Annotated in this window: 15 protein-coding genes, 2 tRNA genes and 2 pseudogenes; 6 read left to right on the plus strand and 13 right to left on the minus strand. The window is 50.1% G+C overall.

All coding sequences use genetic code 11. The features are described 5' to 3' along the window. Window positions 1-18: 18 nt before the first annotated feature. The 9 genes and pseudogenes from DWZ60_RS00365 to DWZ60_RS00405 form a co-directional block, all read right to left on the minus strand. Entirely contained in the window at window positions 19-711 is a 693-nt protein-coding gene (locus tag DWZ60_RS00365) for a hypothetical protein (RefSeq protein WP_022463142.1), read from the minus strand. Window positions 712-736: 25 nt separating this feature from the next. Continuing rightward, on the minus strand, window positions 737-2017 hold the full coding sequence (locus DWZ60_RS00370) for an adenylosuccinate synthase (protein WP_055265795.1): 1281 nt from the start codon (window positions 2015-2017) through the stop codon (window positions 737-739). Window positions 2018-2158: 141 nt separating this feature from the next. Beyond that, window positions 2159-3595: an adenylosuccinate lyase gene (gene purB / locus DWZ60_RS00375; RefSeq protein ID WP_117760493.1), complete on the minus strand. Its 1437-nt coding sequence runs from the start codon at window positions 3593-3595 to the stop codon at window positions 2159-2161. Between the two features lie 167 nt (window positions 3596-3762). Next, window positions 3763-4521: an amino acid ABC transporter ATP-binding protein gene (locus tag DWZ60_RS00380; protein ID WP_117760494.1), complete on the minus strand. Its 759-nt coding sequence runs from the start codon at window positions 4519-4521 to the stop codon at window positions 3763-3765. 24 nt (window positions 4522-4545) lie between these two features. Then, a complete protein-coding gene (locus DWZ60_RS00385; protein WP_055226988.1) occupies window positions 4546-5193 on the minus strand; it encodes an amino acid ABC transporter permease in 648 nt (215 codons plus the stop codon). A 6-nt stretch (window positions 5194-5199) separates the two neighbouring features. After that, a pseudogene (locus tag DWZ60_RS00390) lies at window positions 5200-6053 on the minus strand (amino acid ABC transporter substrate-binding protein). A 206-nt stretch (window positions 6054-6259) separates the two neighbouring features. Continuing rightward, entirely contained in the window at window positions 6260-7384 is a 1125-nt protein-coding gene (gene alr, locus DWZ60_RS00395; protein WP_055226992.1) for an alanine racemase, read from the minus strand. A gap of 111 nt (window positions 7385-7495) precedes the next feature. Beyond that, complete coding sequence (locus DWZ60_RS00400) at window positions 7496-7951, minus strand: Lrp/AsnC family transcriptional regulator (protein WP_022463135.1); 456 nt, start codon at window positions 7949-7951, stop codon at window positions 7496-7498. Between the two features lie 174 nt (window positions 7952-8125). Continuing rightward, window positions 8126-8392 carry a 4Fe-4S dicluster domain-containing protein gene (locus DWZ60_RS00405; protein WP_158554987.1) on the minus strand — a complete coding sequence of 89 codons (267 nt, stop codon included), beginning with the start codon at window positions 8390-8392 and terminating at the stop codon, window positions 8126-8128. 251 nt (window positions 8393-8643) lie between these two features. Here DWZ60_RS00405 and DWZ60_RS00410 point away from each other — a divergent pair. The 5 genes from DWZ60_RS00410 (at window position 8644) to DWZ60_RS00430 (ending at window position 11015) form a co-directional block, all read left to right on the plus strand. After that, window positions 8644-8714: transfer RNA gene (locus DWZ60_RS00410), tRNA-Gly, on the plus strand. 20 nt (window positions 8715-8734) lie between these two features. Continuing rightward, a tRNA-Gly gene (locus DWZ60_RS00415) sits at window positions 8735-8806 on the plus strand. An 81-nt stretch (window positions 8807-8887) separates the two neighbouring features. Next, window positions 8888-9688, plus strand: coding sequence for an NAD(+) diphosphatase (locus DWZ60_RS00420; RefSeq protein ID WP_243038156.1), 801 nt, complete (start codon window positions 8888-8890; stop codon window positions 9686-9688). A 174-nt stretch (window positions 9689-9862) separates the two neighbouring features. Next, complete coding sequence (trxA, locus tag DWZ60_RS00425; protein ID WP_117509658.1) at window positions 9863-10180, plus strand: thioredoxin; 318 nt, start codon at window positions 9863-9865, stop codon at window positions 10178-10180. 151 nt (window positions 10181-10331) lie between these two features. Next, window positions 10332-11015 carry a Crp/Fnr family transcriptional regulator gene (locus tag DWZ60_RS00430; RefSeq protein WP_119221110.1) on the plus strand — a complete coding sequence of 228 codons (684 nt, stop codon included), beginning with the start codon at window positions 10332-10334 and terminating at the stop codon, window positions 11013-11015. A 72-nt stretch (window positions 11016-11087) separates the two neighbouring features. Here the strand turns inward: DWZ60_RS00430 and DWZ60_RS00435 are convergent, their stop codons facing one another. Beyond that, complete coding sequence (locus DWZ60_RS00435; RefSeq protein WP_055226999.1) at window positions 11088-12116, minus strand: S66 family peptidase; 1029 nt, start codon at window positions 12114-12116, stop codon at window positions 11088-11090. A 13-nt stretch (window positions 12117-12129) separates the two neighbouring features. Continuing rightward, window positions 12130-12825 carry a YigZ family protein gene (locus tag DWZ60_RS00440; RefSeq protein ID WP_022463129.1) on the minus strand — a complete coding sequence of 232 codons (696 nt, stop codon included), beginning with the start codon at window positions 12823-12825 and terminating at the stop codon, window positions 12130-12132. A gap of 205 nt (window positions 12826-13030) precedes the next feature. Here DWZ60_RS00440 and DWZ60_RS00445 point away from each other — a divergent pair, with 205 nt between their 5' ends. After that, window positions 13031-15808, plus strand: coding sequence for a transglycosylase domain-containing protein (locus DWZ60_RS00445; protein ID WP_279220296.1), 2778 nt, complete (start codon window positions 13031-13033; stop codon window positions 15806-15808). Here DWZ60_RS00445 and DWZ60_RS00450 read toward each other — a convergent pair. Together DWZ60_RS00450 and hprK are read right to left on the minus strand one after the other, a co-directional pair. Next, window positions 15720-16663: pseudogene (locus DWZ60_RS00450) on the minus strand (ROK family glucokinase). The gene DWZ60_RS00445 and the pseudogene DWZ60_RS00450 sit on opposite strands and share 89 nt — an antisense overlap. Window positions 16664-16667: 4 nt before the next feature. Then, window positions 16668-17603 carry an HPr(Ser) kinase/phosphatase gene (hprK, locus tag DWZ60_RS00455; RefSeq protein WP_119221111.1) on the minus strand — a complete coding sequence of 312 codons (936 nt, stop codon included), beginning with the start codon at window positions 17601-17603 and terminating at the stop codon, window positions 16668-16670. Between the last annotated feature and the right edge of the window lie 92 nt (window positions 17604-17695).

Consider the following 17695-nt stretch of genomic DNA (forward strand, 5'->3'; position numbering starts at 1 on the left):
CTCCTCTATTTTATTTGTTTACTTACCATAAACAACAATAACAGGACTGGCAAGAAGAACGTCCTGCTCATATTCCTGCTCTGTTTCTTCTGTCTTAGTCTGCTCTGATGATGACGCAGAAGCACTCTCTGTGGACTTTGTGGTCCACTCGCCGGCCGTATCCACCGTGTTTTTTCCTTTGATCACGGCTGTACCGGAAACGCAGAGCACCGGATCTTCCGTTACGATTTCCAGCGGCTCCTCGCAGACAATCACGCGTACATGCTTAACGCCTTTGACCGCATCTTCGACTGAAACCTCATTGCCTTTAGAATCGACAAAGGAAGCGGAAAAATCATATCCCGCTTCTTCTGCCTCATCCAGCGTGCCTGCGAAAAATTCTGCTCCGTGATAATCCGCGTAGGACTGGTAATCTCCGTATTCCATCCTGATCTCCACCTTGTCCTCTTTGATCTGGCATTTTTCCAGCTTCACGGAATCCGCATCGCCGCGCTCCTCTGTGAATTTTTTGATGTCATCCTCCACAAAGACCTTCAGTTCGTCTTCCGTGTAATCATCGTCTTTGCTGTAATCTTCCACAATGGCTTCTGTCACAACACCATTTTTGCTCACATAGACAGATGTCGTTGTCACATCTTTTAACTTCTCACAGCCCGACAGCAGCACGGAAGCCGCTGTCAGAACTGCGAGAAGCTGTCCTGCTTTTTTCATAAAAATCCTCTAAAAACCGCCTAAATTATTTATTGCGGTAAATGATATCGTCTCTTCCCGGTCCGTTGGAGATCATGGTGATCGGGAATCCGATTTCTTTCTCTACAAACTCGATGTAGTTTCTGCAGTTCTCCGGCAGATCCTCGTATTTCTTGATGCCGCGGATATCGCATTTCCATCCCGGAAGGGTTTTCAGAACCGGTTTTGCTTTCTCAAGAATGCTGGTGTTCGGGAAATCGTGGATTTCTTTTCCGTCTACTTCGTATGCTGTGCAGACCGGAATCTCATCCAGATAGCCAAGTACGTCAAGTACGGTGAACGCTACATCGGTGGTACCCTGCATTCTGCAGCCGTAACGGGAAGCAACACAGTCGAACCATCCCATACGTCTCGGGCGGCCTGTGGTTGCACCGAACTCTCCGCCGTCTCCGCCGCGTCTTCTGAGCTCATCTGCCTCATCGCCGAAGATCTCGGAAACGAAAGCACCTGCTCCTACTGCGCTGGAGTAAGCTTTGCATACGGTTACGATTTTCTTGATTTCATATGGCGGAACACCTGCTCCTACTGCGCCGTAGCCGGCCAGTGTGGAAGAAGAAGTTACCATCGGGTAAATTCCGTGATCCGGGTCTTTTAAGGAACCAAGCTGACCCTCAAGCAGGATCTCCTTGCCTTCCTGAATCGCGTTCCACAGGAATGCGGAAGTATCGCATACGTATGGCTCAACCATTTTTTTGTATTCCATCAGCTCTGCATAGATCTCATCCGGATTTAACTGCGGTTTGTGATACAGATGCTCGAGCAGAATGTTCTTGGTTTCGCATACGGATTTCAGTTTCTCTTTCAGGTGCTCATCGTCGAACAACTCGTTTACCTGGAAACCGATTTTTGCATATTTATCTGAGTAGAACGGAGCGATACCGGATTTGGTGGAACCAAAGGATTTTCCGCCCAGACGCTCTTCCTCATACTGATCGAACAGGATGTGGTACGGCATTACCATCTGTGCACGGTCGGAAATTTTGATCTTCGGTGCCGGCACTCCCTTCGAAACGATCTCATTTAACTCTTTGATCAGAACCGGAATATTGAGTGCAACACCGTTTCCGATTACGCTTGTTGTGTGGCTGTAAAATACGCCGGATGGAAGGGTATGAAGTGCAAACTTTCCATAGTTGTTTACAATGGTATGGCCTGCATTCGCACCACCCTGGAAACGGACAATAATGTCTGCCTCTTTTGCGAGCATATCGGTAATCTTACCTTTTCCCTCGTCTCCCCAGTTTGCTCCTACTACTGCCTTAATCATGTGACATCCTCCTAATTCAACGTATACTTGCGGCCTCTTTGTTTCGGCCGTTCATGCATAGTATACCATGTTTTCTTCATAAGTAAAACTTATTATTACTTATAAAATTTGTTTTTTTATTATTTCTGTTTATCAAACGCATCAGACGTTGATTTCCGCAGTCATGCCAAGTGCCTCTTTGTTTGCCTCAAGCACCGGATTAACTACGTTCTTCAGGAATGCGTCAACCTGTACGGATGCGCGGCCTGTGTATTTGGACGGATCCATCGTCTTTTCCAGCTCTTCTTTGGTCAGATGGAACATCTCATCCGCTGCGATCAGATCCAGAAGATCATTATCGCGGCCTTCCTCTTTGACATGTTTTCCGGCGATCATGGACAGCTCGCGGATTCTCTCATGCAGCTCCTGACGGTCGCCGCCTGCTTTTACCGCATCCATCATGATATTCTCAGTTGCCATAAACGGAAGCTCTGCCATCATGTGTTTTAAGATAACCTTTGGATAAACCACAAGTCCGTCTACGACGTTCATGCACAGATCCAGGATACCGTCGATGGCAAGGAAGCCTTCCGGAATGGAAAGTCTCTTGTTTGCAGAGTCATCGAGGGTTCTCTCAAACCACTGTACAGAAGAGGTGATGGCCGGATTTAATGCATCGGTGATCACATAACGGGACAGGGATGCGATACGCTCGCTTCTCATCGGATTTCTCTTATATGCCATGGCGGAAGATCCGATCTGTCCTTTCTCGAACGGTTCCTCGACTTCTTTTAAGTGCTGCAGAAGACGGATATCGTTGGAGAATTTCGTTGCGCTTGCCGCAATGCCTGCCAGAACGTTTAATACTCTCGTATCGACTTTTCTGGAATACGTCTGTCCGGAAACAGGATAGCAGTTCTTGAAGCCCATTTTCTCAGCGATCATCGGATCGATCTTGTCGATGGTCTCCTGATCTCCTTCGAACAGCTCTAAAAAGCTTGCCTGTGTGCCTGTTGTTCCTTTGGAGCCGAGCAGCTTTAAGGTGCTCTGTACATACTCGAGATCTTCAAGGTCCATTAAGAACTCCTGCATCCACAGGGTTGCACGTTTTCCGACGGTGGTCGGCTGTGCCGGCTGGAAGTGGGTGAAGGCAAGGGTCGGCTGGTCTTTGTAGGTATCCGCAAATTTTGCCAGCTCAGCGATAACGTTCACCAGTTTTTTCTTCACCAGCTTTAAGGCTTCGTTCATGACAATGATATCGGTATTGTCGCCTACGTAGCAGCTGGTTGCTCCCAGATGGATGATTCCTTTTGCTTTCGGACACTGTACGCCGTAGGCATACACATGGGACATTACGTCATGACGGCAGACTTTCTCTCTTTCTTTTGCCACATCGTAGTTGATGTTCTCGGCATTTGCTTTCAGTTCTTCGATCTGCTCATCTGTAATAGAAAGTCCCAGTTCTTTTTCTGTCTCAGCCAGCGCAATCCATAACTTTCTCCAGGTACGGAATTTCATATCCGGGGAGAAGATGTACTGCATCTCCTTGCTTGCATAACGTTCGGAAAGAGGGCTTACATATCTGTCAGTTCCGCTCATAGACACGATTCTCCTTTTCTTGTCAAAATGTGTATTCGGTTTCTCTTTTATCCCCGCTCTTTTTCATTCCCAAAAACAGAATGGGACGTATAAAGAGCGTGTTTGAAATACGTTTCAACCACGCTCTAGTATAACGCATGTTGTTTTTTTAGGCAAGTGCAACGTCGTTACTTCTCACGAAATTTTCCCAAAAAGCCCTGCATTCTGGCATTTTCGGAATCGAAGACTTCGTCCGGCGTTCCTTCCACGGCGATCACGCCCTGTTCCATAAAGATGACGCGGTTGGAAATCTCCCGGGCAAAATTCATCTCGTGGGTAACGATCACCATGGTCATATTCATCTCCGCAAGAGATTTGATGACCTTCAGCACCTCGCCTGTCAGCTCCGGGTCGAGCGCCGAAGTCGGCTCATCAAAAAAGAGCACCTTCGGATTCAGCATCAGCGCGCGCGCAATCGCAACCCTCTGACACTGACCGCCGGAAAGCTGACACGGATACGCCTTTTCTTTTCCTGTGAGCCCCATTTTCTGCAGCAGCTCTTCTGCCTGTGCTTCCACCTCCGCACGGTTGCGTTTCTGCACATGAATCGGCGCATCGCAGAGGTTTTTCATCACATCATAATGTGGAAACAGGTGGAAGCTCTGGAATACCATTCCAAAGTTTTCCTGAATTTTCCGCAGCACGGCCGGCTTTGCATAAACGGATTTTCCATTTTGCATGGTGACTGCCTGCTCGCCAAGATACGTCAGGTCACCGCCATCCATCGTCTCCAGCATCGCCGCACACCGCAGCAGCGTCGATTTTCCCGATCCCGACGGGCCGATGATCGAGAGCACCTCGCCCTCTTCTACTTTGAGGGAAATATCTTTTAACACTTCGAGATCCCCAAAGCTCTTTCTTACATGGTTCATTTCCAGATAAATCATATCGTTTTCCGCTCTCTTCTATAGTTAATGATAATAAGAAAATTTCTTTTCCAAAAGTTCCATCACCCACGCCACGACAAAGTTGAAGATGTAGTAGAAAATACCGGCGGCGACGAACGGAACCATCGTGGTCTTGGCCGCCGCGATCTGTTTTGCGATCGTGAACATTTCCACATAGGAAATGGAAAAGGCCAGCGACGTATCCTTGACCAGCGTAATCACCTCATTGGTGATCGCCGGCAGAATCCGTTTCACAACCTGCGGCAGAATAATTCGGACAAACGTCTGTCCCTTCGAATAACCAAGAAGCTTTGCTGCCTCGTACTGTCCACGATCCATCGAAACGATGCCGGAGCGGTAGATTTCTGCAAAATAGGCGCCGTAGTTTAAGGCAAATCCGGTGATAATCGCCGGAAAGCGCCATTTTCCGATGTTCATACCGAACAGATAGAACGGTCCGAAGTAAACCACCATGAGCTGCAGCATCAGAGGCGTGCCGCGCATCAGGGAGATATAGAGCCGGAAAATTCCGCTCACAATCCGGTTTTTCGACATACGCCCGAAGGCGATCAGCAGACCGAGCGGCAGGGAAAATACGAGCGTCAGGACAAATATCGAGATCGTTCCCGCCATTCCGGTACTAAGCTGTGATAGAATTATGGACAACTTCATGCTGCTTTACTCTCCTTTTTTCTCCAGACACACCATGTCTGCGATTCCGTATTTTTCTGCGAGCTTGTCGAATGTTCCGTCGGCCAGAACCTGCTGCAGGCCTCGTTTACTTTATCGCAGAGCTCGGTATTTCCTTTTTTGAATCCGATCGCATATTTCTCAGAGTTCAGGTACTCGTCGAGGATTTTGTATCCTTCTCCGCGGCTTTCCAGCTGATATTTGGCAACGCCGATATCCATGGCAACCGCATCGATGGAACCTGCCTGAAGCTCTACAAACGCATTGTTGTAATCCGGGAACTGCTGCAGAGCGGCGAAAGTATCGGCGAGTTCTTTCTGACCGCCTTCTTCCTCACTCTGTAAAAGATCGAGTGCTGCGGATGCTGCCTGCACACCAACCGTCTTTCCTGCCAGATCGGACAGGCTGTTGATGCCGGAATTCTCACATACGACCATCACCTGGCTGTTGTCCACGTACGGATCGGACCAGGTGTAATCGTCCTCTCTGCCGTTCATGGTAAAGCCGTTCCAGATGCAGTCAATCGCACCAGAATTCAGCTCGGTATCTTTCGCATCCCAGTTGATCGGGGTTTTTACCAGCTTCCAGCCGTAAATCTCGCAGACTGCCTCGGCGAGCTCCAGGTCAAATCCGGTGTAATCGCCGGTCTCATCGTCCATGTAGCCGTACGGCGGGTATTCTGCATCGAAGCCTACGGTAAAGGTTGTCGTTCCGTCTGTGGAAGAGGATGCTGCTCCTGCTGATGAGGCGGATGTTTTTGCTGTGTCTGCAAAGCCGCAGCCAGCCAGCAGGGCAGATACACAAAAGGCTGCTGTCAAAATGCTAACCATTTTCTTTTTCATAATAATCTTCTCCTTTTCTACGTGATCATGTTATCACTGTACTACGCTAAACTAATTGGTATCCTACCATACTCCGGCACCGCCTGTCAACCCGCACCGGTTAAATAATCCAGAAAACCTGTTCCAACACAAAAAAGTCTCCGAAACGGTCAGCAGATTCTGCTTTTTTCCGTCTTCGGAGACTTTGATTTTTCTATTTTGGATAACTATTTATAAACCCTTGTTACACGGCTGCTGATATCGCAGAGCATCTCGTAATCGAAACGTGCCGCCGGGTTGGCGATCTCTTCGATCGTGATGGTCTCATCCCCGTCGGTTCCGACAAGCGTTACAACGTCCTCCACCTGCACATCCGGGATGTCGGTCACGTCCACCATCATCTGATCCATACAGATTCTTCCGATGATCGGTGCTTTTTTCCCGTGGATCAGCACACAGCCCTGGTTCGAGAGAGCTCTCGGATAGCCGTCTGCATAGCCGGCTGAAACAGTTGCGATCCGTGTCATCGGTTTCTCGGTCACATACGTGGCACCGTAGCTGACGCCGATGCCCGGGCCGACTTCCTTCACATGGATGACATGGCTCTTCCATGAAAGCGCCGGGATCAGATCGAGGCGCTCTTTTTTTACCTCCTCGGATGGGTAAATGCCGTAGGTGATGATACCGGAACGCACCATCTCAAAGTGGTGATCGTCAAATTCCATGATTCCGGCGGAGTTGCAGATATGGCGAAGCGGAATCGTCACGCCGCGCTCTGCTAAAAGTGCCGTCATCTTATCATATTTTTCCATCTGCATCGAACAGTACGTCTTGTCTTCCTGATCGGCGCAGGAGAAATGCGTAAACATACCTTCCAGCTCGATGTGCGGAAGATCCGCGATTTTTGCCGCCTCATCCGCATCGTGCTCTGTCACCTGGAAGCCGATCCGCGTCATGCCGGTATCGACCGCGAGGTGTGCTTTTGCTTTCCGGTTCTGGCGTGCTGCCTCTTTTTCGAGGGCAAGTGCCTGTGCGTAGCTGTCGATCGTCTGAGTGATGTCGTATTCCACAAGGTCGCCGTACTGGGACGGGGACACGTAGCCGAGAATCAGGATCGGCGCGGAAATGCCGTTTTCTCTGAGCTCGACAGCCTCCTCGATGGTTGCGGTTGCAAAATAATCAACCTGGTTTTCCAGATAGGATGCTACCGGAACGGCACCGTGGCCGTAGGCGTTCGCTTTTACAACGCCAAGGAGTTTCACGCCCTCCGGTAGTCTTTTTTTCACTTCTCTGATGTTATGCCCGATCGCTTCGAGTGAAATCTCTGCATAACAGCGTAAGTATCTGTTCACTTTTTTCCTTCTTTCTTTCCGTACTTTTTCTGAGACGCCAAAACGTGCCTGAAAACTCTTTCGGATTATTTTCAGACACGCTCTCGTATCAGATTCCGGCTATGCCGGTTTTTATTTGTCCGGTCTGCGGATGGCGGAATAGATATTTTTTACATTTTTCAGCACTACATGCGTTCTTGTCGCATCGACGCCCGGAAGGCTCATCACCTGGCGGTGGATTTCTTCGAGTTCGTCGGATGAGTGACAGGAAATGCGGATAATCAAATCAAAATCTCCGGTCTGATAATAGCAGGATACGATGTACTCCAGTTTCTGGATCGCATCTGCAAAACTGTCAAAGAACTTCGGATGCTCCAGGCTGACTTCCATCAGCGCGGTCATCTCATTTCCCGTTTTCTTTTCGTCTACAATAATGGTGTATTCTTTAATCACTCCGGTTTCTTCCATTTTACGGATTCTCTCGATGACTGCAGAAACCGATAAATGAATCTCTTTGCTGATATTGGAAGCCGTCTCGCGGGCATTTTTCTGCAATATCTTCAGAATCTTATAATCAATGGCATCCATGTATTTTTCCTCCCATAAGAATTGACAGGGCTCTTCTTTCCAGATTTTAGCATAAAATTTCCCTGTCACTACCTTTCTATTATATCAAATTTTTCAGATAAGTCCAGTTTTTCCCAAAATATTTTATAGAAAGATTAGAATGCTTCTTTAAATTGCACAGATGCTCCTTTTTTCCTATTCTCCGAAGGTTTCCGCGATATCCTGCATCAGAATGCCGATCCCGAGGTGCTGCGGGCACTGCTTTTCACAGCGATAACAGTTGATGCAGTCATCGGCACGTTTGTCCTGACGCTCATACTCTGCACGAACCGCTTCGACGCCTTCCGTCGCTGTCCGGTTGTAAAGCGCAAACAAACCCGGGATGTTGATTTTTACCATGCACGGCATACAGCTCTGACAACCGGTGCAGCAAACCAGAAGTTCTGTTCCATTTTCCTGCATAGGGAAATTCCCCCTTTTTTGCTTTTCCGTTTTTCTATTATAGTACATTTCCCGTTCTGGAACAAGGCTGATCTTTGCGGACATTTTCACGCCCCTTTCACCCTGAATTTTCTCCTTTTTCAGTGTTTTGAAAATTTTTTAATTTTTTTCAAAAAAGGGGTTGACTTTTTCTCAGCTTTCCTGTAGAATACGTTTTGTCAGTGAGGCACGGCAGTCAACAAGACAGAGAAAAAAATCAGTGCCCATCATCTGCGGGTGTAGTTCAATGGTAGAACACCAGCCTTCCAAGCTGGATACGTGGGTTCGATTCCCATCACCCGCTTCATCCAAAAAGATGTATATGCGCGAGTGGCTCAGGGGTGGAGTACAACCTTGCCAAGGTTGGGGTCGCGGGTTCGAATCCCGTCTCGCGCTCTTTTTATTACCGAAATTTCTTCACAGGAATTTCGGTTTTTTGTTTTATCAAAAACTTTTTTACCAAGGAAAGGAGTTCTTATGATTCAGGATATCGCTCCGCATAAATATTATGTAGATTACCACCCTTCCACACCGAACGATACCGATCTCGTTTTCATCTACGGTCATCACACAATTCTGTGCAATTTTGAAGATCCGCAGATCCGCTATCCTTCGATTGCAGAAATTGCACCTGTTTTCCCGGAAATCCGGGAAAAAGCAAAATTTCTGTTCCGTATCGACGAAACCAATTACTATGAACTGCGCCGCCCGCAGCTTTCGGAATTTGATATCTGGAAATATGAAAACACACTGATTCTGCGCCGCGCCGTTCCGGGATGGCTCGGATTCGCCGGCATCACCGGCTACCAGATCCATACCTGGTACACAGACCACACCTACTGCGGCCGCTGCGGAACCAAGATGCACGCGCCCGGAAATGAACGTGCGATGCAGTGCCCGTCCTGCGGCGCACTCTCCTATCCGGTGATCTGCCCAAGCGTCATTGTCGCCATCACTGATGGTGACCGCCTGCTGCTCACGAAGTACGCACCTTCCCACAGCAGCCACCGCCAGTACGCCCTCGTGGCCGGCTATACCGAGGTCGGTGAGACGCTGGAACAGACGGTGCACCGTGAAGTCATGGAAGAAGTCGGATTAAAGGTCAAAAATCTGAGATACTATAAGAGTCAGCCGTGGTCCTTCAGCGCTCGCTGCTCGCCGGATTTTACTGCGATGTGGACGGCGATCCGTCCATTACCCTCGACCGCGAGGAACTCTCCGTTGCCGAATGGTTTGACCGCGATTCTCTTCCGGAGACGCCGAACCTCATCAGTCTGACCGGTGAAATGATCGAATGCTTCCGCCAGGGAAAAGAACCGAAATAAAAAATAAGAAATCATTTTGTGACTTAGTCACAGAACTTCCCGTTCTGCTGTGGTATTCTACAGTCACAACAGAAAAACACTTACCGGGAAATAAAAAATCCCGTTTTAAAAAAGGAGGACTTCTATTATGTCATTAATTCATGTTACATCCGAAAACTTTGAAAAAGCTCTGCAGGCAGCACCTGGCGTTGCCGTTGTTGATTTCTTTGCTACCTGGTGCGGACCGTGCAAAATGCTCGCCCCGGTCATCGAAGAGGCAGCTGAGGATATGCCGGAGATCCAGTTCTACAAAGTAGACGTTGACGAAGCACCGGAGCTGGCAAGATCCTTTAAAGTCATGAGCGTTCCGACCCTCGCTTTCTTCAAAAACGGCGAGCTCGTAAAGAAAAACGTCGGCGCCGTTTCCTATGAGGAGCTGGAAGAACTGATTAACTCTGTAAAATAAACAGCGTAATATTGGAAATGCAGAAAAACGTATCGGCACAAAAACCGATACGTTTTTTCTTGCATTTCTTTCTGTTCTTTTCTATCATGAAAGAAACGGCTGCTGCCGTAGTTTACAAAAGAACGTTCTTCTTCCGAAAGGAGTTTTATTTATGTCATCTTTTCTGGAATCCTGTTTTCAGGAGAATTATCCATTTTATTCAAAGCTTACCGCCGATGAACAGCAGACACTCGTGCTCTCTTCCGTCCTGACGACGTATCAGCGCGGCGATTTTCTCTACAGTTGCGACGATGACTGTCTCGGCGTTCTGCTTGTCCTCTCCGGCAAGCTCCGCATCTTTATCCAGTCCGGCGAGCAGCGGGAAATTACCCTGTTTACCACCGGTCCCGGCGAAGTCTGCACGCTGTCTGCCTCCTGTGCAATGCAGGAAATCAGCTTTGATATTCTGATTGAGGCCGAGGAGGAGACGAAAGTTCTCATCACTCCGGCCAGCACGTTCCGCAGACTGTTGAATCAGAATATTTACGTTGAAAACTACATTTACCGGGAAACAACGGAGCATTTTTCCGAAGTCATGTGGGCGATGGGCCAGCTCCTCTTTACGCGGCTTGACCAGCGCCTTGCCGGATATCTCGAGGATGAACGCATCCGCACCGGTTCCCCGGTGCTCTCCACCACGCACGAACAGATCGCGCGGAACCTCGGCAGTGCCAGAGAGGTCGTTTCCCGCACCTTAAAGTCGTTCGAGAAAGACGGCATCGTCGCACTCTCCCGCGGCACGGTCACGATTCTCGATGTCAAAAAGCTCCGCGGCATCTGCCGGATGCGCCGATAGTTCTTCTACGCGCGCAGACATTTTCCCACAGGCTCTGCCCTGCCGCTCGAGAAAATATTTTTCAAAAGCGTTCTAACGGCACTCCATCTTAATTTCAATCTCATTTCCTTCCACGGCCACCTTCGCATAACTTCCGACGATCAGCGGCATCGCCGGATGAAGGTGTCCGATGTCGAGATCCATCACGATCGGCACGTTGCATTTTCCAAGCAGATCCGTCACGGCGCGGTACTGGTCGAGTTCCCCGAATTTCTGTCCGAACTGCAGCGGGCGGCCAATCAGAAAGCCTTTCACATATTGGAACCAGCCGGCGTGCTCCATCTGCCAGATTGCGCGGCGGATCGCAAAGACGTTCAGATCGCACGCTTCCAGAAACCAGACAAAACCGTCCTCTTTATATTTTTCCACAAAATCAACCGTTCCGTCGTACTTCGTTCCAAGAATGTTGACGAGACAGTCGAGACAGCCGCCGATGAGCCGTCCCTCAAATGCACTGTCCGCATCCGGGAAGCGGCGCAGAACGCGCGGTTCTGTAATCTGGTACGGCAGATACGGATTTTCCTCGCTTCTGCCCTTCGCATCGTCTCTTTCCCATCCCTCATAGCCGCGGACGGTACGCACTTCTCCCGTCAGTACGCCAAACGCATCCGCTACGGATTTATGCCACGGCTCCATGCCGAAATCACTCGCACACGGACCGTAAACAGCCGCCGTATCGCAGATGGTCGGCAGAAGATACGTAAAATGCGTATTGTCAGAATAGCCGAGATACCATTTCGCCGGTGCCTTTCTGATCTTTTCAAAATCCACGTAATCGAGATCCTCGCACATCAGCTCTCCGCCGCCGCAGGAAATCAGACAGTCATTCTTCTCACTGACATAATATTCCGTCAGCTCTTTTCCGCACTCCTCCGGTGCCGCGCTGATTCCGATGCCGTGCTCTGCATAGCAGTTTGGCCCAAGATCCAGCTGATATCCCATCTCTTTCCATTTTTTCTGTGCATTTGCAAACGCGGACTTGTATGGCTCTGTTGTGCATCCAAACGATGGTGCCACAAAGCCGATCGTTCCGCCCTTTTTCAGATTTTCCGGAAACCTCATGTCGCATCCTCCTTTATCCTAATTCTTCTGCCTCCAGATTCTTATACTGCGTCAGCGCATCCCCGAAGATCAGCTCTCCGTCGTTCTGCGCAAAGTACAGCTCCTCTTCTTTTTCCAGTTTTGCCTTTCCGTTCGTCCCCTCGGTAATCTCCGCGCAGAGACGGTCCACCTCCGTTTTCGGAACGAGAACGCGGATTTTCACCTGATCGGTGTACTCGGATTCCAGAATCGGAATCCCCCGCTGGCCGAGCAGATACTGGATTTTACCGATGCCGTTGTAATCCGTCTCAATCAACAGCCGCACGCCGCAGATCTCGTCAATCAGAACACTGTTTGCCAGCCCCTCCTGCACCGCCTGCGAGTACGCGCGCACCAGGCCGCCCGTTCCCAGCAGCGTACCGCCGAAATACCGCGTCACCACAACAAGCACATTGCGGAGGCCTGCTCCCTGTACCACATCGAGCATCGGCCGCCCTGCCGTGCCGGAAGGCTCCCCGTCGTCGCTGCAGCGCACCGTCTCCTGATTTTCTCCAATAATATACACAAAACAGTTATGCCGCGCATCCCAGTATTTTTTCCGAAGAGCTTCCAGGCAGGAAAGTGCCTCCTCCTCAGATTCCACTAGACGCACCGTCGCAATAAAACGTGATTTCTTCTCCACGATTTCCCCGGTTCCCCCCCGGTAAACCGTCCGAAACTGATCGATCATATATTCTTACTCCTTCATCCAAATATGTACCTATCTTACCATATCATTTCTGAAAAATCAGCATTCTTTTCAGAAATACTTTTATTCCAGCCCTTTGTTTGGTATAATAAAAATAAGTATACCCTGCTTTTTGCAGGGCAGGAACACCATTGATTACTGAACTAAATCAGTTTTGCAGGAACATGACATAAGGAGGATTTTCTATATGCACTTTGGAAAAAGTCATCTGGAAGACAAACGTGAAGATCTGCGGTCCCATTACGGAAAGATTGAAAAGACGGCCGGCGTGACGGCGCTGCGCATCGCGTTCTGTCTTCTTCTTGTCGTTCTCGTCTGCGGTGCCGGGCTTGTGATCGGCGCTGTCCGCGGCGTGATTGACAGTGCCCCTGATATCTCGGAGGCAAATATCATGCCGCTCGGCAACGCGTCGTTTATCTACGATGCTGACGGCAACCAGGTACAGAAGCTGACCGGGGCTCAGGGAAACCGTGTCTCGATTTCGATTGAGGAGATTCCGCTCGATATGCAGCACGCGATCGTCGCGGTTGAGGATGCCCGTTTTTATGAGCACAACGGCATCGATCCGAGCGGTATCATCCGTGCTTTCGTTGTCGGCGTCAGCCACGGCTTTCATTTTACCGAGGGCGCCAGCACGATCACACAGCAGCTCTTAAAAAACAATGTTTTCACTGACTGGATGGAAGAGACGCGGATGCAGAGCTTCAAGCGGAAGATCCAGGAACAGTACCTGGCGCTGAAGCTGGAAAAAACACTGACCGCAGAGGGTGAAAACGCCAAAGACGTTATTCTGGAAAATTATCTGAATACGATCAACTTAGGTTCCGGCTGCTACGGTGTCCAGACGGCAGCGCAGACGTATTTCGGAAAGGATGCAAAAGATCTGACGCTCTCTGAATGCGCCGTTCTTGCCGCAATTCCAAAGGCGCCGACGGCATATAATCCGAAAAACCACCCGGAGAAAAACCAGCAGCGCCGCGACAAGATCCTGAACAACATGAAAGAGCAGGGCTACATCACCGAAGAAGAATACACCATTGCCATGAACGACAATGTTTACGACCGCATCGCCATGCACACGCAGTCCCAGGCGGAGAGCGCGCCGTACTCCTACTTTATCGATGAAGTCATCACCAACCTGATCAACGATCTGATGGTACAGAAAGGCTACACCGAAGTGCAGGCAAAGAACGTTGTCTACAGCGGCGGCCTCAAAATCTATACCACACAGGATTCCTACATGCAGTCGATTCTCGATACGGAATTCCAGAATCCGGAGAACTTCCCGGCGAACACGCAGATCGGTCTCGACTGGGCGCTCACCGTAGAGCAGGCAGACGGCGAGGTACAGAACTACAGCAAAGAGATGCTGCAGCTCTACTTCCGCAACAGCGATCCGAATTTCGATCTGCTCTTTGACTCCCAGGAGGAGGCACAGAGCTATATCGACCAGTACAAAGCCGCTATCATGCAGGAGGGCGATACGATTGTTGCCGAGCGCAGCAGCTTCACCCCGCAGCCGCAGGCGTGCATGACCGTTATGGACCAGCGCACCGGTTACGTGAAAGCCATCGTCGGCGGACGCGGCGAAAAAACAGCAAGTCTTACCTTCAACCGCGCAACCGATAATTATTCCCAGCCGGGTTCCACGTTCAAGATTCTTTCCGCGTACGGACCGGCGCTCGACCTTGGAAAGATTACACTCGCTACGGTAATTAAGGATGAGCCGTTCAACTACAGTGACGGCACACCGCTGCAGAACTCGGATCTTACCTACCATGGTGATGTTACCGTCCGCCAGGCGATCATCAATTCCATCAATATCCCGGCCGTCAAGGTACTGACCGAGCTTACGCCGAAGGTCGGCTTTGATTATCTGAAGAAGCTTGGTTTTTCCAAACTCTCCGAGGAATACGATGTGATCCAGCCGCTGGCTCTCGGCGGTATCACCTACGGTGTCAGTGATCTCGAACTGACGGCAGCCTACGCGGCAATCGCAGACGGCGGCCAGTACCGCAAGCCGGTGTTCTACACAAAGGTTACCGACAGCAAGGGAAATGTTTTAATTGACAACACAGAAAACAAGGCAACGCAGGTCTTCAAGGCAAGCACTGCCTCCCTCCTCACCAATGTCATGGAGGATGTTCTGGAAAAAGGTACCGGTGTTGCCGCCCGCCTCGACAATATGCACGCAGCCGGAAAAACCGGTACGACGAATGAGGCCAAGGATCTCGTCTTTGCAGGCTTTACACCATATTATACCGCTGCCATCTGGGCAACGTATGATACACACGCGGAGTTTCCGGAGAGCGACCGTGAATTCCACAAACGTCTCTGGGCAAAGGTCATGAATGAAATCCACGAAGCCTTGCCGATATGGATTTCGAAACTTCCGCAACAGTACAGGAGGCAACGATCTGTACGAAGACCGGCCTGCTCGCCCGCTCAAGCTGCCCGTCCATCACCGAATACTTTGCGGTATCCGATCTGCCGACCGAGCGTTGCAAGGGCCACTACACCGCGCCGGCCTCAACACCGACGCCGACCAGAACCCCTTCTGCAGCATCAACTCCGCAGGCAACCCCGACACCGACGGAGGCACCGCAGGAAACTCCGGCTCCGCCCGAAACACCTGCCGATCCGCCTTCTAATACACCGGAGACTCCTGACACACCAGAGACTCCTGACACACCGGAGACGCCTGATGCACCGTCAGAACCGGATACCCCGGCGGAGATATCGGAAGTACAGCCGCAGTCCGAAGAGAGCGGCTCTTCCGAATAACTTTTTCAGTCAAGTCTATGCACAAAAAACCGGCCCTCTGGCATATGCCAGCAGGACCGGTTTTTCTATACTTCTTTTTCCATCTGAATCAATTAGTCAATCAGCATTTTTGCTGCGCCGTAGATACCAGCATCGTTTCCAAGGGAAGCGAGTACGATCGGGGTATCTTTGCATGCGATGAATGCTGCTTCACGGTAGTATTTAGCTACGCCGTCGATCAGGATCTGCCTGCTTTGGATACACCGCCGCCGACTACGATAACTTCCGGGTCAACAACGCATGCGAATACTGCAAGTGCTCTTCCGAGGTACTCGGAGAACTCCTGAACGATTGCTTCTGCTGCTGCATCGCCTTCTTTTAATGCATCAAAGACAGCTTTTGCACTGATGGACTCTCCTCTTTCTCTTAAAGAAGACGGAGTATCATGGGATGCCAGATATTTCTTTGCCAGACGAACGATACCGGTTGCAGATGTCATCTGCTCGAGGCATCCGTGGTTTCCGCAGTTGCAGACCGCTTCTTCTTCCGGCTCAACACATGCATGACCAACCTCGCCGCCTGCGCCGTGAGCACCTGCTACGATCTTGCCGTCCACGATGATTCCGCCGCCGACACCGGTTCCAAGGGTAACCATAACCAGGTTCTTGCTTCCCTTTCCGCCGCCTGCCCACATCTCACCGAGAGCTGCTGCGTTTGCGTCGTTTGCTGCTTTTACTGCCATTCCGCCGAGTTCGTCGGAAAGCTCTTTTACGATATTTTTATATCCCCAGTTCAGGTTGACTGCGATGGAAAGCTCACCTTTGTCATTAACCGGGCCAGGTACGTCAATGCCGACACCGGCAACATCATCTGCTGCGATACCCTTCTCAGCCATTTTTGCTTTTACGCTTTTTGCGATATCCGGCAGAATTTCGCTTCCGCCGTTTTCGGTGCGGGTCGGGATTTCCCATTTTTCCAACAGAGTTCCGTCTGTCTGGAACATTCCGCATTTCACTGAAGTACCCCCAACATCGATTCCAAATACATAGTTTGCCATTTTCTTACTTCTCCTCTCTTTTTTTCACTAAGTTAGCCTGTACACGGCGGTACAGCTCCTGTGCGGCATTGTAGCCCATCTTCTTCTGTCTGTGGTTGACAGCAGCGGTTTCTACGATGATCGCCAGGTTACGGCCCGGACGGATCGGAAGGGAATGGCAGACAACCTTGTTTCCAAGGAACTCAATATACTCTTCTTCCAGGCCCAGACGGTCGTATTCTTTCTCTTTGTCCCACTCTTCAAGCTTGATAACAAGGTCGATAGACTGGGTATCCTTTACGCTCTCGACACCAAACAGCGTCTTGACGTCGATGATACCGATACCGCGCAGCTCGATAAAGTGACGCGTGATATCCGGTGCCGTTCCGACCAGCGTAATGTCGCTGACACGGCTGATTTCAACCACATCATCGCTGACGAGACGATGGCCTCGTTTGATCAGCTCCAGTGCAGCCTCGCTCTTTCCGATTCCGCTCTCGCCCATGATCAGAACGCCCTCGCCGAATACATCGACCAGCACGCCGTGGATGGAGATCATCGGGGCAAGCTGGACATTCAGCCAGCGGATGATTTCAGCCATGAAAACGGAAGTCGATTTGTCTACCGCAAAGGCCGGTACCTGATAACGATTGCACAGCTCCAGAATTTCCGGTCCCGGAATCATCTTCGTGGTGAAAATGACACATGGGATCTTGCGGCTTACAAACTCTTCAAACGCGCGGACGCGCTCGCTCTCTTCAAGATGCTGCAGATACGTGAACTCTACATAACCGATGATCTGCACACGCTCATTGGCAAAATGCTCATAGTAACCGGTCAGCTGCAGTGCAGGACGGTTGATATCCGGTGTGGCAATGACAAGATCTGTCATATCAACCTCTGATGTCAGGTTGCGGAGATCCATTTCCTCCACCATTTTGGTCATTTCAATTTCTTTCATTTTCCTGTCCTCCGACTTCATTCGACGTCTTTTTAAATCCGTCTCTTCTATGATTTTAGCACAATAAAGCATCACGGGCAACCTAGAAATTT

The organism is Blautia sp. AF34-10, assembly GCF_003477865.1.
In the GTDB taxonomy this organism is placed as follows: Bacteria; Bacillota; Clostridia; order Lachnospirales; family Lachnospiraceae; genus Fusicatenibacter; species Fusicatenibacter saccharivorans.